13 protein-coding genes are annotated in these 14,564 nt (G+C 45.0%); 6 read left to right on the top strand and 7 right to left on the bottom strand.

The annotated features are described in order from the left end of the window. Positions 1 to 529: 529 nt before the first annotated feature. Positions 530 to 1,042, bottom strand: a complete 513-nt coding sequence (locus tag ACP7FG_RS12700; protein ID WP_439226598.1) for a DUF6174 domain-containing protein — start codon at positions 1,040 to 1,042, stop codon at positions 530 to 532. 36 nt (positions 1,043 to 1,078) lie between these two features. Then, positions 1,079 to 1,819, bottom strand: coding sequence for a hypothetical protein (locus ACP7FG_RS12695; RefSeq protein ID WP_439226597.1), 741 nt, complete (start codon positions 1,817 to 1,819; stop codon positions 1,079 to 1,081). Between the two features lie 154 nt (positions 1,820 to 1,973). On the opposite strand from ACP7FG_RS12695, the gene ACP7FG_RS12690 reads away from it, so the two are divergent. The 4 genes from ACP7FG_RS12690 (at position 1,974) to ACP7FG_RS12675 (ending at position 6,240) form a co-directional block, all read left to right on the top strand. Beyond that, positions 1,974 to 2,543, top strand: coding sequence for a DUF4377 domain-containing protein (locus ACP7FG_RS12690; protein WP_439226596.1), 570 nt, complete (start codon positions 1,974 to 1,976; stop codon positions 2,541 to 2,543). A gap of 514 nt (positions 2,544 to 3,057) precedes the next feature. Beyond that, positions 3,058 to 4,272 carry a permease gene (locus ACP7FG_RS12685; protein WP_439226595.1) on the top strand — a complete coding sequence of 405 codons (1,215 nt, stop codon included), beginning with the start codon at positions 3,058 to 3,060 and terminating at the stop codon, positions 4,270 to 4,272. A 41-nt stretch (positions 4,273 to 4,313) separates the two neighbouring features. Next, a complete protein-coding gene (locus ACP7FG_RS12680) occupies positions 4,314 to 5,306 on the top strand; it encodes a response regulator (protein WP_439226594.1) in 993 nt (330 codons plus the stop codon). Next, on the top strand, positions 5,299 to 6,240 hold the full coding sequence (locus ACP7FG_RS12675) for a GGDEF domain-containing protein (RefSeq protein ID WP_439226593.1): 942 nt from the start codon (positions 5,299 to 5,301) through the stop codon (positions 6,238 to 6,240). The genes ACP7FG_RS12680 and ACP7FG_RS12675 overlap by 8 nt, the downstream gene beginning before the upstream one ends. A gap of 38 nt (positions 6,241 to 6,278) precedes the next feature. Here ACP7FG_RS12675 and ACP7FG_RS12670 read toward each other — a convergent pair whose 3' ends face one another. Together ACP7FG_RS12670 and ACP7FG_RS12665 are read right to left on the bottom strand one after the other, a co-directional pair. Then, positions 6,279 to 6,674 carry a hypothetical protein gene (locus ACP7FG_RS12670; RefSeq protein WP_054489008.1) on the bottom strand — a complete coding sequence of 132 codons (396 nt, stop codon included), beginning with the start codon at positions 6,672 to 6,674 and terminating at the stop codon, positions 6,279 to 6,281. 9 nt (positions 6,675 to 6,683) lie between these two features. Continuing rightward, on the bottom strand, positions 6,684 to 7,820 hold the full coding sequence (locus tag ACP7FG_RS12665; RefSeq protein WP_439226592.1) for a hypothetical protein: 1,137 nt from the start codon (positions 7,818 to 7,820) through the stop codon (positions 6,684 to 6,686). A gap of 190 nt (positions 7,821 to 8,010) precedes the next feature. Between ACP7FG_RS12665 and ACP7FG_RS12660 the strand changes: the two genes are divergently transcribed. Together ACP7FG_RS12660 and ACP7FG_RS12655 are read left to right on the top strand one after the other, a co-directional pair. After that, positions 8,011 to 8,889, top strand: a complete 879-nt coding sequence (locus ACP7FG_RS12660) for a cation diffusion facilitator family transporter (protein ID WP_054489013.1) — start codon at positions 8,011 to 8,013, stop codon at positions 8,887 to 8,889. A gap of 12 nt (positions 8,890 to 8,901) precedes the next feature. Further along, on the top strand, positions 8,902 to 9,474 hold the full coding sequence (locus ACP7FG_RS12655; protein ID WP_439226591.1) for a glutathione S-transferase family protein: 573 nt from the start codon (positions 8,902 to 8,904) through the stop codon (positions 9,472 to 9,474). Here ACP7FG_RS12655 and ACP7FG_RS12650 read toward each other — a convergent pair. From ACP7FG_RS12650 to ACP7FG_RS12640, 3 genes are all read right to left on the bottom strand, one after another. Beyond that, on the bottom strand, positions 9,471 to 11,129 hold the full coding sequence (locus ACP7FG_RS12650) for an acetolactate synthase large subunit (RefSeq protein WP_054489018.1): 1,659 nt from the start codon (positions 11,127 to 11,129) through the stop codon (positions 9,471 to 9,473). The genes ACP7FG_RS12655 and ACP7FG_RS12650 overlap by 4 nt on opposite strands. Before the next feature lie 126 nt (positions 11,130 to 11,255). Next, on the bottom strand, positions 11,256 to 13,826 hold the full coding sequence (locus ACP7FG_RS12645; protein ID WP_439226590.1) for a TonB-dependent receptor: 2,571 nt from the start codon (positions 13,824 to 13,826) through the stop codon (positions 11,256 to 11,258). A 232-nt stretch (positions 13,827 to 14,058) separates the two neighbouring features. Then, positions 14,059 to 14,442, bottom strand: a complete 384-nt coding sequence (locus tag ACP7FG_RS12640; protein ID WP_439226589.1) for a DUF4168 domain-containing protein — start codon at positions 14,440 to 14,442, stop codon at positions 14,059 to 14,061. Positions 14,443 to 14,564 lie beyond the last annotated feature (122 nt).

Genomic DNA, 14,564 nt, shown 5'->3' with positions numbered 1-14,564 from the left:
TCAGTTATCGCCGGTAGAGTATGAAAAACGTTTTGAAAAAACGGCTACTGAGTGTCTAGTGAACTAGTGGCGATTCAGAGTCCCATCTCATTTTTGAGTAAACGCCTGAGTAAGTCTTTTCGCTAGGTTTTTTGTGATATCCGGCAATAAGGTTTTCAGGCAAATCTTTCCATGATCCCCTGGTTTATAAGGTGTCATTCTTTGCATATTGAGCCCGGAAAATCCCGCCTTTTTGTGAAGACGGTCGTTTTGAGCTGCAGTACCTGTTTTCAATTAGGGGAGCTCATTTTGAGATAATACATCTCTGACAGTAATGTAACTCTCTGGCTTATGAGTTTTTGGGATTAATTGGATGGGGCCAAATTTAGACGCCAAAAAATATGTCTTCTACGTTTGTGGAATCCCATAATCTGGGCAATACACCGAATCGCTCTACACATGGTGTCCTGCATGAAGTCGCTTATGAAACATTATTACTCCACCAGACCCTCTTATTGTGTAGATTCGGCGTGGCACTTACGTTACCGCTTCACCTGAATCTGCTTATAATAACTTCAGTAGAGCGACACCCATTATTGTCGTTAAACTCAAGGTAAAATCGTTGGGGGTAACCCAGAGATTCATCAAACTTGGGAAGTTCATTCTGAGCTGAAAAAGATTGGGCTATGACTTGCGGCTCTTTAGCTAATTCTCCTTCCAGATAGTTAAATAACTCGTCAATAGTTCCAAAGTATTCATTCGATGGGATGCCCATAGGATCGCCCGTTGAGGCGTTTGTTACCGACACGACTTCATTGTCTTCAACTGTAATCGTTCGAGCAGGAACTTCATCAGCTATGGGGCCATCGGATGGGCAAGCACGATTAATTTCTTCATCGAAGTTGAACATATAGTCAATAAGTCCATTATCTTGCCAAAGCTGCTTTGCTATTTTGAGCTCTTCCTTTACTTCACTAATTTTTGGGTCTGGTTTACCAGAGTCTGAGCCATCACACGCAGCTATAAATATGGCTGAGGTGATCACTAAAAGTAATCTAATCATTGGTTTCTACTTCCTTAGTTACTATTTTCCAATATTCTATTGCTCTAAAATTTTCACTTCAGCATCAGTTATATACACTGTAGTTTCACCTTCAAAGCCGGAGTCAATCGAGACATATACCCAGGCTTCTCCAGACTCTCCCGTGGTCATTACAAAGCTTTCATCGTTAACTAAAGGTTTAACCTCCCACACGGGCGACTCTTTAGAAGTTTCACAAGATATTGGCAGGCCAATATGTCCTAACAACGCGACATCATCGCCTCCTGATTGCCCATCATCAATATCGACTCTATAAATGCCCTCTGGAGCGCTTTCATAGGATACAAAGCGGGTAGGCTCCTGCGGCAAGAGGGAGGCTTTTACATTAACAGAAGAGCCGGGGCTGCCTCCTCCGCCAATGCACTGTTCTGATTCAACGGTTAAAACATTCACTTGAAAGTCGACGTTATACGTCGTATCGGGCTTTAAGTCTGAAATGTTTTTCTTTATATATCCTTTCATATCGCTTGAGTAGTTGTACCAGCTAAACTCAACCCCCTTACGATACTCATAGGGTTCAGGAAGTTGAGACAGCGTTGAAACGATTTCATCATTTCTTTCATGCTCAACAGCATAGTCTGCAACACTAATCTCGAATTCCTGAGAACTTTCCGAAAAGTCGAACGATAAGTTAACAGATTGTTTGTCTGATGGCGGAGGTGGTGTAGAACTCTCCCCCGAACCACAGGAAGCAAGAAGTAGAACCGAAAAGAACAACGCCCAAAATTTATAATTCATTATCATTCCCTAAATGCAACTTCCTGTTTCTACAAGACTTTCGCTGATTAAAACGATTAATTAAAAACATAAATAATGTTACAATTATTTAACTTATTTTTAAACCGATTATCTTTCTGCAATTTACCTTATCTATAATCAGGAGTACGAATAAATGGAATCTAAAACCCTGTCACGTTCTTTGTTACTCACATTTATGACCGCATATTTGTTTGGTTGCGGCGGCTCAAATGATTCTGATGAGGGAACTGAATATACCGTCACAGTGGCGTCTGAACCCGTGTATTACGGTTTAGGTATTCAATTTACCCCGCCAATAACTGGACATGGAACTACTCAAAGTGGACAAGAAATTTTCACCACTAGTATTGAGGGCTTTGAACATGAGTTCGGAACCTCTTATGAGTTACGTGTACTTGAGAAAAACGTTGATACTGAAGGTGTTGCCGATGGCAGTTCAATATCAATTGAGCTGGTCGAAGTTATTAGCTCGCAGTCCGACTCCGTTGGCACCAGCTATGTTTACAGCGAAGTAGAACTTAGCGGAAACCCTTTTACTGATAAAGAAGAGGGAGTTTATAGCTTTTATCAATATGAGTTCCTCTGTGCTGAAAACGCGGATTGCGATGCCTTGGTAGCTATTGCCGATAGCGGTGGTCTTGTTGAAGTCGAGTTCGAGTACACCGGTGGTGAAATACCTGTTACTTTGGTTCGATGGAATTAGTAACACTGTGTGAACCTCATGAAAGACTACCGAGAATCAGTAAGTTTTATACTGCTGAATCTGCTTTTCCAAGTTACTCTCGGGGCTGTACTGAGCCCTTTACTAGATAATTTTGCGGGCCCAATCATAGTGGCTTCAAGTTGTGAAACGGAGTCACTAGAGGGTACTAAGAGCTGGTTCGAGTCCTATGGTGACAGCCTTTTCATTTGGTTTTTCTATCTGTTTGTTAACTTTATCGCTTTACTTAACCTCGTAATAACCGCCGTTTTTTGTAAGTTTTTTCTGAAACTTAACTTTGTCGCTTCTCACTTGCTTTGCTGCACTTTAGTCGTCTTTTTAGACTACTTAATTATTTACCTGAATGCTCAATGTTAGAACTTAAAGCGGATACAGAAGTCCATTCAGGTAGAGATCAAATTTCGGAGAATAACGTAGGTTGTAAATAGTAACCAGAAAATGCCCATCATGGACATGAGCAGGAAATGAAGGTGGGCTTCAAGTAAAAGGAGCTATCATGGAGAATTTCTTATCACTATGGGGCGAATCGGCGTACACCAGCCTGGGCTTTTTCTGGATGGCTTTATGGGCGTTTGTATTAGGTTATTTGATCAGTAGCCTAATTCAAGTGCTTATCACTAAGCGGCGAATGCGCAAGGCAATGGGCGGCAATGATCTCAAATCCGTGTCGCTGGGCACTTTTTTTGGCTTTATCTCCAGTTCCTGCAGTTTTGCTGCACTTTCAACTACGCGGGCATTGTTCAATAAAGGGGCGGCTTTTAGTGCTTCAATGGCCTTTATGCTGGCTTCCACCAACCTGGTCATTGAACTGGGTTTTGTTATTTCTATTTTCCTCGGTTGGCAGTTTGTGGTTGGTGAATACGTTGGCGGGTTGCTGCTGATTTTATTCGTCTGGCTTTTTATTACGGTAACTAACCCCAAAAACCTCATCAAAAACGCCCGAGAAGAAGACGACGAAGATGACGAGCATCAACATGAGAGCACGTTGTCTGATCTCTTTAGCTCAGATACCTGGAAAAAAGTTGGTCAAAAGTACGTTATGGAATGGCAGATGGTCTGGAAAGACGTGCTTATTGGTTTTACTGTTGCCGGCGTTATTTCCGCTTTTGTGCCGAGCGCGTTTTTTGAGTGGCTGTTTATTGGTGTGGGCACTGAGGGTGAGCCAGGTTTCTGGTCGTTATTGCAACAAGCGGTAGTGGGCCCGGTAGCCGCATTTTTCACCTTTATTGGCTCTATGGGTAACATTCCCTTGGCTGCCGTCTTGTTTGGCGAAGGTGTAGCCTTTGCCGGTGTTATGGCGTTTATTTTCTCCGACTTAATTGTATTGCCGGTGCTAAAAATTAATGCTCGCTACTATGGCTGGAAAATGGCGCTTTATATTGCCTTAATGCTTTTCACCTGTCTGGTGGCCGCATCCTTAGTTATGCACTATGGCCTGTTCGCCTTTGATTTACTGCCGGACGCATCACAATGGTCGTCACCGGCCGAGCAGGAACATTTCAAACTTGATTATGGCTTTGTTCTGAACCTTATTTTCTTACTACTGAGCGTGGTCATGATTGTTCTTTGGCGTAAGAAACAAAAAGAGCACGAACATCACCACCACCATGACCATGGCGGTTCGTCCTCGGTAAGTGAAAAGGTTATGACTGGCCTTTGTGGTGTGAGTGTATTCTGGTTACTGGGCGGAATGACCGTCTATATTTTGTAAAGTACCTTAACGGACAGGCTTTGTTATGCCATGTTTAGACTATGAAAGTTCTGATATGTGATGACTCAAAAGTTGCTCGAAAAAGCATTGAGCATGCCTTACCCAAGAGTTGGGACATTGAGGTGCGCTTTGCTGAAAACGGGCAAGAAGCTTTAGATCTTGTAGAGCAAGGTCTTGTTGAGCTGCTGTTTCTGGATTTAACTATGCCGGTTATGGATGGTTTTGAGGTATTACAGAACATTAAGGAAAAGCAGTTAGACTGCCTGACTATTGTTGTTTCCGGTGACATACAGGAAGAGTCTCAGCGCCGGGTTGAGAAACTCGGTGCTTTAGGGTTTATAAAGAAACCCATTGTTTCTGAAGAGTTGCACGATGTACTCGAGCGCTATGGCCTTATAAGAGAGTTATTGCCCGGTGACCATCAGCGTCGGAAAACGAAAACGGAGCATATTGAGCCTACCGATATTTTAAAGGAGGTCAGCAATATTGCTCTTGGTGATGCGGCAAAACTTCTTGGTGATATGCTGGGCTCCTTTATTCAGTTACCTGTACCCGATGTTGCCAAGCGCCCTTACAATACTCTTATTAACGAACTTCATAATGAAAATATCCGGGTAAACATGGTGTCTGAAGGTTTTGTTGGTAACGCTATAGCCGGAGAAGCCATTCTCTGTGTTGATAACCGGACCCTAAACGACTTACCGTCTAAGTTGTCGGACTATCACGGTTATGAATTTAAGGACGACAGCCGAAGTGTCCTTTTAGATGTTGCCTCGACGCTTATTGCCGCTTTTTTAAAGCGGTTCTCATCGCAACTGGATTTAGAGTTAAATATTAGCCAGCCAGCTTTCTTGGGAATGAGCGAAACCGTCAATAATGTTTTTAAAGAGGATGTGAAAGATAAAGAAGTTTTAATCATTACCATCGATTATGAGATCCCTGATTACCATTTAAATTGCGATCTCTACGTTATTTTCACTGAAGCTTCAATTGCTGCACTTGAAGAACGAGCCGGGTACTTTATCGATGAATAAAGAGGAACTAGACATCACCAACCTACACTGGGTACTGCAAATTCTTCAGAACATTGAGGTTGGGTTGATTGTTTTTGACCGCGATTACAACGTTAAAGTGTGGAATGGCTTTATGGAAAACCATAGCGGCATCAGTAGCGTTGTCGCTAAAGATGAAAATTTGTTTACGCTATTGCCAACCTTACCTAAAAGCTGGTTTCAATATAAAACTGAGTCCGTTTTAAAGTTGGGTATTCAGGCCCACTGTAACTGGCAGCAAGAGCCCCATATTCTGAACTTTGAAAACACCCGGCCTTTTACGGCTGAATCTGACTTGATGTTCCAGAACGTGACGTTATTTCCTCTATTTTCCACGGACAAGCAAATTCACCATATTTGTGCGTTAGTTTATGACGTCAGTGAGGAAGCCAATAATTTATTAAAGTTAAAAACTATCAGTCAGACCGACGGTTTAACCCAGCTCGTTAACCGCGGACATTGGCAAACGCTGTTTGAGCAGGAGTTTCTTCGTTGTAAGCGTTACGAAGACACCGCTTCAGTTATTATGATGGATATTGATCACTTTAAGCAGGTTAATGATACTTACGGGCACCAAATTGGTGACCGGGCTATTCAGCTAATAGCAGATATTATACTGGGAAGTCAGCGAGAAACGGATGCCTGTGGTCGTTACGGTGGAGAAGAGTTTGTCATACTCTTACCTAAAACGTCATTAAATGATGCTGTATTAGTCGCCGAACGCCTGAGAAAGCAGATAGAGGAAACGCTTCTGCCTTTAGGCAAAGAATATAACGATGAGCAGCTGAAACTGACAATAAGCGCAGGCGTAGCGGAGTTTTCTAATGAGTATACAATTGCTGAGAACTGGTTAGAAAAAGCAGACGGTGCGTTATATGAATCGAAGGAGAAGGGCCGAAACCAAGTATCGAAGTAAAACCTCCGGCAAACAACCGGAGGTTTTATTCTTATGGCTTAGAAAGTAGCAATTACCTTCAAATCACCTGACACTTTGCTTTTATCAGAAACATAACCAATGCCCTGAGGGTTACTCAGTAAAAACTCAATAACCGCATCATCATTTGCCAGAGTATCTAGCGGCGTTGCACGGCCGGTGAACTTCAACTTTGCCCAGTGGCGTTTAAGCTGCTCACCAGACTGCCCTAATAAGGTTTCCTCGAAAGCCTTTCGGGTTGCTGAGTCTTCAGGTAAGTTTACCCCGGTTAAAACTCGCGACTGCCCCAGGAATATTCGAGAAACTGACTCTTCATTAATCTCAGTTTGTGAAACGACTACGCCATTTTGTGCAAGAGCTGAAAAGCTCAGCAGGCTTGTCGCTATAACGATGAGAAATACAGCAAACTTTTTCATCATAATTCCTTAAAATACAAATTGAACTGCAGCGGAAACCAGTACGTCAGACTCATCGATTAACTTGTCGTCAGAATGGGTAACGTCAAACTTCAGTACAGCGCTTGGCGCGATGTTAAAGTTGGCGCCTACAGAGGTGTAAGTGTTCTCGCTAATAACCTGGGTTGCTACTTGGTTAATAACGGCTTGTAACTGAGGAACAGGAACGCTGAAACGCTCGGCATCAATGACTTTATCGTCGGTTTGGCCAACGGTAGCGTGTAATGTCCAGTCTTTAAAACGCTTACCTGCAGTAAGATAACTAGAGCGCTGTTCAGGAATATAGCTGCCATCAACTTCAAGCTCGGTATATTCTCCACCTACAAACCAGTTGAAATTGTCGTACATAAAACCGACACCAGCGAAAGTCCCTTTGTCTTCAGAAACTTCCAGCTCTGAAGCGACCTGTGCAGCTCCCGCTTCTCTTAGCGTTGCCAGCAAGCCGTCAATCTCATTAAGGTGAATATTGGTATCGTTGGTCTGGTAATACGCAATACGCATGGTCAGGTTGTTGTAGATGGCGCTGGTATTAAAACCTATCAGATTATTCATTTCTGCTTCTGCCGCTTCGCTGCCACCTGCTTCAATATCGTCTTGCATGTTGCCGGCAATAACTTGCGTATTGAAGATAAAGTTACCGACAAAGGCGTTGTGCTGGAAGCTCACACCAGTGTAATTGTCGAAAGCGACACGATAGACACTTTGAGGTGTGCGTAGCCAGTGGTAGCTGTAACCTACATCCAGAGAGTCTGAATACATATAGAAAGGCAGGCGCAATTTACCCACGTTAATGCTTGCAGCGTCGGTTAGTTGGTACTGTAAGTAGGCCCATTCAACACCTAAGTCGAAGTCCTCTGAGCCACGAGACATAATTTGTGCGGTGACACTGAGTTTGTCAGACAAGTTAGCTTTTGCTTGTAGTGCAAATAAGCTCTCCGGATTAAAGTCTACGTCGTTATCGTAGCCAAACAGTTCGTCGTCGCTGCCAGTTGTCATACCTGCTGCGATATTACCAAAACCACTCCACTGAATTTTATCTTGTGCCTGAGAAGGCAGGCTCATGGCCAGTGCTGCAGCACCGAAACAAGCTGCTAGAGAGTACTTCATTTAAAGCTCCTGAGAAAAGTTACATCATCTTAATTTAGAGGGATCTAAATTTGGCGAAATTTTGCACTGTTAAAGATGCGTAAGCAATACTTCATTTGCCGTACAAAAGAGTGTTAAATTAACAATATGGCTCATTTTTATGCGCTTTTTATCGCCTAAAAAGTACATTTGATTAACAGTTAAGGATGCTATGCACCATCACCATCATCACCACGAAAGCTCGTCAGAGCGCATTGGCTGGGCGTTTTTCCTTAACCTGTGTTTTACCATTATTGAGTTTATTGGCGGAGTGTTGACTAACAGTACCGCTATTTTAGCTGACGCAGTGCATGATCTCGGCGACAGCATCTCTATTGGTATGGCCTGGCTGTTGGATAAGTTCAGTCGAAAAGACGCAACCCACACCTTTACCTATGGCTACCAGCGGCTTTCTCTGGTGGGTGCTTTTATTAATGCTGTTGTACTGACGGCAGGTTCTATCTGGATTTTATTCGAAGCTATTCCTCGTTTATGGAACCCGGTAATGCCAATGGCCGAAGGTATGGCGCTATTGGCCGTGTTCGGTGTCATTGTTAATGGCTATGCGGCATTTAAGCTTTCTCATGGCAAGTCGCTGAATGAACGCGTGCTTAACTGGCATCTGCTTGAAGACGTATTGGGCTGGGTAGCGGTGCTAATTGTGTCGATCATTCTTATGTTTGTCGACTGGCCTATTTTAGACCCCCTTTTATCCATTGCTTTTACCCTGTTTATTTTGGTGAACGTTATTCGTCACCTGGGTTCTACGGTTAAACTCTTTGTACAGGCGTCCCCCGACCCGGAAGTTTATCGGCAAATACGCGAACAATTAACCTCGTTAGAACTCGTGAATGATGCCCACCACTTACATTTCTGGTCTTTGGATGGTGAGCGCCATGTATTAACGGCGCATATTGTGGTATCAAAAGAACTGGAATGCGCGGAAAGAGCGCTTTTAAAACAACAAATATCAGAACAGTTAGCTGTGTTTGAGTTGGCTCATACAACCATAGAGCTGGAGTACCCAGACGAAGCTTGTCGAGATCATTAACAGGAGAAGATCATGGAATTGTTCGGAAGTTATACCTCGCCGTTCGTTAGACATTGTCGCATTGCTTTACTGGAGACAAAGACAAAATTCTCATTTACCGAAACGGACTTTGAAACCAGCGCTAAATTAACCCCGGCTAAAAAGGTGCCGTTTTTGCACCACAATGATCTGCGCCTTCATGACTCAAGCAGCATACTAAAATACGTTCGGGAAAAAGCCGATGAGCGTTTTTTTGCGGACACAAAAGATTTTGATCAGTACTGCCTGGTAAACACGGCTATGGATGCTGCCATTAATTTGTTCTTGTTAGAAAAAGCGGGTGTAACACCAGATAAGGTACCTTACCTTAAGCGCCAGCAGCAGCGTATTAATGACATACTTCAACTCATGGAAGACAAAGAGCATGCGGTAGCTTATGAAGGGCCCCATCCCTTTAGTGACGGAGAGCTACGTTTAGGTTGCTTTTTAAGTTGGGGCTTATTCCGTGAGCGCTTTAATCTGGATAAGTATCCGCGACTTCAGGCTTTTGTCGATAAATTAAACGACTATCCTTACTTCGCGGATACTGATCCTAACCGTGATTAATCGGCTTTAATGGCACGGCTGCGCTGGGGAATCTCCTCATTCAGCAGCCGGTCATTTTGTGAATAGTCCACCGGAACATCAATAAGGTGAACCCCGGGCTTATCTAAGCAGTCTTTTAGCAGCGGTATCAGGTTCTCAGTTTTGTCTAAACGATAGCCCTTCGCACCATAAGACTCTGCATATTTCACAAAATCCGGGTTATTGAAATCTAAGCCATAGTCGCTGAGTTTCATGTGTTGCTGCTTCCATTTTATCATGCCGTAACCGCTGTCATTAAGGATAACGACAACAATATCCAGCCCCATGCGCACCGCGGTTTCAAGCTCCTGCGAGTTCATCATAAAGCCGCCGTCACCGCATATTGCCATAACTTTCTTTTCCGGGTTAACCAGCTTAGCAGCCATTGCAGAAGGTAAGCCGGCACCCATTGAAGCCAGTGCATTATCCAGCAGTACAGTATTTGGCTGACGCGCCGGGTAATTACGGGCAAACCAAATTTTGTAGATGCCGTTGTCCAGTGCAATGACACCGTCGTCCGGCATCACTTCACGGACATCTTCCACCAGACGCTGTGGTAAAACCGGGAAGCTACCATCGTCGGCGCCTTCATCGGTATGGTCACGCATATGGTCGCGAACCTTCAGCATAAAGTCGAAGTCCCAGTGGTCTTGTGGCTCAGTTCCCTCTTTTAATTGCCAGATGCTGTTGCCAATATCACCAATCATGCTGGCGTGCGGGAAGTAAACTGAGTCGACTTCTGCGCCCTGAAAGTTAATGTGTACCACTTTACGCTTATCGTTATCGCCGGTTTTCATCATAAATGGGGGCTTTTCGACCACGTCGTGGCCCACATTAAGGATTAAATCCGCTTTCTCTATCGCCCGGTGCGGGTAGTCGCCATCGGAAACGGCCGCGTTACCCAGCCAGCGAGGATGATCCTCATTGATAACGCCTTTACCCATTTGGGTGGTAATAAAAGGAATGCCGGTTTTATCGACAAAGGCGCGTAACATTTTTGCCGTAATTTTACGGTTGGCAGCGGCACCTATCAGCAACACCGGGTGTTTTGCTTCTCGCAGAAGTTCCAGCACGTGGCGTACTGACTTATGCTCGGTAATGGGGCGGCGCGAATGACTGGCTTGTATTGGAAGGCTGCTGACCTCCTCGCGGCTGATGTCATCCGATAACTCCAGATGAGAAGCGCCCGGGCGTTCGTCCTCAGCGCGACGGAAAGCTTCGCGTATGTGCGCCGGAATGCTGCTGGCGCTAATAATCGCCTGGGTGTATTTGGTAATGGGGGTCATCATGTCGACCACATCAATGATTTGGAATTGACCCTGATGACGCTCCTTTATGGGTTTTTGTCCGGTAACCACAACCATGGGCATAGCGCCAAGCTGAGCATAGGCCACAGGGGTAACCAGATTCGTTGCACCCGGCCCCAGGGTTGATAGACACACGCCGGGCTTTCCGGTCAGGCGACCATAAGTGGCAGCCATAAAGCCAGCGCCCTGTTCATGCCGGGTTAAAATAAGTTCGATATCAGACTTTGATAGGGACTCAAGTAAGTCCAGGTTTTCTTCGCCGGGAATGCCGAAAATGTACTTCACACCCTCGTTTTCAAGTGCTTTTACGAATAAATCGGATGCTTTCACTTCGCTTTCTCCTTGCGTTAAAGAATCTTCTAGTTAGGCCTACGTAAAGCATAGGAGAGATGATCAAAAAAATCCGCAATCAGCACTAACTGATTACGGATTTTACAGTCTTTTAAAACTGAGCTCTTAGAACGAGTAACTGACTTTTGAGTAAACAAAGCGGCCACGAGGGTTGTGAACGCTTGGTGCATAGCCGTAAAGGTCGTTGTTAAACGCTTCCGGTGGCTCTTCGTCGAACAGGTTGGTGGTACCAACAGTTAAACGAAGCTGAGATGTCAGGTCATAATATGCCTGCAAATCAACCAGAAGTTGCTTATCAGCCATACGCGCTTCGCTGGATTCAACGTTCGCCGGTGCCTGATAATCTTCAAACTCACCAATGTAGTTCAGATTCAGGTTAACACCTAACTCATCACGGCCCCATTCTGCACGGGCTGTCCAGCGGTGCTCTGGATACTCGTACTCGCCGGCATAGTCGATACCGTCTTTCTCGAACTTGCTCATGTAAGACCAGTCAAGACCTAAACGAACATCGCCAATGTCTTGTAGTTGCCAGTTATAGTTTGCTGAAAAATCAACCCCTGCGGCTTCCTGGCTGGAAAGGTTAACGTAGGTGTTGTAAAGAACAGCCAACTCACCCAGCTCGTCTCCTGGTAGCGGGTCACGGCGTTCGCAGACTTCGCTGTTCTGGTTGTTACAGTGCTCGTTGTAAACGTTCTCAAAGTCGTTTTGAACAATTTTGTTATCTTGTTCAATTGACCAGTAATCAGCAGAGATATCAAACGCGTTAGTGACCTGCCAAATACCACCAATATTATAGCTTGATGACTCTTCTGGCTGCAGCTCTTCAGAGCCGGAGAATACAATGGTGTAATCCAGTGGTACACAGCTTTCCCCATCGGTTTCGCAACGATACTCATCAACAAAGAAAGTTGAAACCTGCGATGGACCCAGACCAATTTGTGCCAGTGACGGAGCACGGAAACCTTCGCCGTATGATGCACGTAACGTCACGTCTTCAGTCGGACGCCACTGCAACTTAAACTGTGGGTTGAAGGTTGAGCCAAAGTCACTGTAGTCATCGTAACGACCGGCAACAGTTGCTTCTAACTGATCAGTAATTGGAATGAGAAATTCGACATAAGCAGCCCACTGGTCGCGCTCAGCTTCGGCCTGCACCGACTCGGTACCAAAGATAAGACCACGCTGGAACTGATCATCCGGTTGGTCAAATACGTCTTCTTCACGGTATTCAAGACCCGCTGCCATGGAGACCCAATGCTCACCCAACTGGAACGCTTCCCCGGCAATACTGGCATCAACTGCGGTCAGGTGTGATTCGCCTCGGCGTACCAGTGACGTCGTAATGTCATTAATGACTTCAGGGTCGTTAATGGTGCCGCCAAATGGGTTGTAGTTGCCAGCGTTAATTTGCTCCTGCAAAAAGTCAGTACGCACCCACCCTTGTTCACGTGAGCCCGTTTGCATTCCTTCGCTGCGGCCTTTTTGGTAAGAGACATCCCAGACCCAACCGTCTAAGTCTCCGCGTAAGCCCGCAATAAAACGTAAAGTGTCGGATTCAACATCCCAAATACGGGCACCGGCATCTACTGTCCGGAAAAAGTTGATATCGACACGCTCACCCCAAGGGTTGTTAGGGTGATCAGCCGGGACATAGAGTCCGGCATCGGCGTCTAACGGAGTCGGTGCGCCACCGGCTTTTGAACGGTTATGCTGAGCGGCTACTTCGATATAGCCCTCAACGTCTCGCGAAAACTCTTTACGAGACTGGATAATAGCACCTACGCGTTCAGCTTCCGGGAAAATTTGCGCATAAGGACCGTAGTCAAATACACAGCGTGTTCCAACCAGTGAATCTTCTGGACAATCCGGATCCGGTTGCTCTTCACCGTCAACAATAAAACTTCCCGGAAAACCGCGTGATGAACGGAAGTCGTTACCACCCCACGGACTTTGATTCGCTGTGCCATTACGACCAAACTCGGCACCTGTAATCGAGGTGTTTTTCCAGTAATCCAGAATCATGGTGGTATTGCTGTCGTCTCCACCTGTGCCCCAGACCAGACTCATGCTGGTTTCTTCGTAGTTAGCATCACCGGTTGTTCCACCGTGACTGGCCGTTAGCTCTGTACCGACAAAGTCATCTCTTAAAATAATATTAACGACACCAGCTACAGCGTCAGAGCCGTAAATTGCGGAAGCGCCGTCTTTCAGAATATCGATGCGCTCAATAGCCGCGACAGGAATTGAGTTAATGTCGACAAAGGAGTTCGCCACACCTTCGGCAAAGGAAGAAACGGCTACGCGACGACCGTTCAGTAAGACCAGTGTTGAGTCGGCACCAAACCCACGCAAGCTAATTGCAGCGGCGCCGTTCGCGGTAGTGTCCTGACTGTTACCTTGAGTTGAAAAGGTCCCCACACCAGCCGATGGTAAGCGCTCTAAGAGTTGCTGTAAGTTGTTAAAACCTGAGGCTTCAATGCTTTCCCTGTCAATAACTTCGACAGGAGACGCACCTTCCATATCAGTTCGTGAAATTCTGGAGCCTGTGACCTGAATGCGTTCAAGAGCGTCATCTTCTGCCTGATTCTCTTGATCCTGCGCAAAGCTGACCGGTGACGCGAATGCGGCTCCTATTGCTAATGCACATAGCGAGTATTTAAAGTTTGTTTTCATTATTATGTTCCCCCCCCGGGAGTTTTTATCGATTTTGTGTGTTAAATCAACAACACAGCATCTTTTGTTACATTAAATCAACATGTGATCAAGATAATATAGTGTAAAAGTTTGAAAAAAATCGAAAGTTTGATGCTAAATGGATTAAGTGAGGGGAAGCTGTTTAAACTTCAAATGAAAAAGCCCGCGACTCAGAAAGAGCCGCGGGCTTTGTATTAAATGGAACTAACGATTAAGAGTTTTCTTCACCTGTCAGTTCTTCTAAGCGTGCACGTAACTCTTCGTCGTTTTGTGCCTGCTGAATAATCATGTTGTATTCTTGCGGAGTAAGGCCTGCATCTTCAACGGCTGCAATCATTTCTTCCTGTGCAGACTGCTGAATTTCACGAGCTTCTTCCTGGTTCTCAGCTTCCTGGAACTGGTCACGGTATTTTTCAGTAACACCCTGAACGTCTTCCATAGCGGTTACAAATTTAACCAGCATACCTTCAGAAATTTTCTGAGTTTGCTGTTGCTTCTGCTGAGCCATAGGATCCTGCGATTGCTGCTGTTGAGCCATTGCTGCAGTACTACCCAGTGCGAATACAGTTGCTAATGCGATAATTGTCTTTTGCATGATAATCTCCTAATTGAATTTATCAGTTTTTATTAACGCCCTAACTAAAGCGAAGACTGTGCCAACTTTTTAATTTGTTGATTTTAATATACTTTTAGTTTTTTTCAGTTAGCGCTCAGAAA

Source organism: Idiomarina sp. ST10R2A5 (assembly GCF_051842325.1).
GTDB lineage: Bacteria > Pseudomonadota > Gammaproteobacteria > Enterobacterales > Alteromonadaceae > Idiomarina > Idiomarina abyssalis.
The sequence above is the reverse complement of the archived record's forward strand: the minus strand, read 5'-3'. Positions and strand labels throughout refer to the sequence as shown.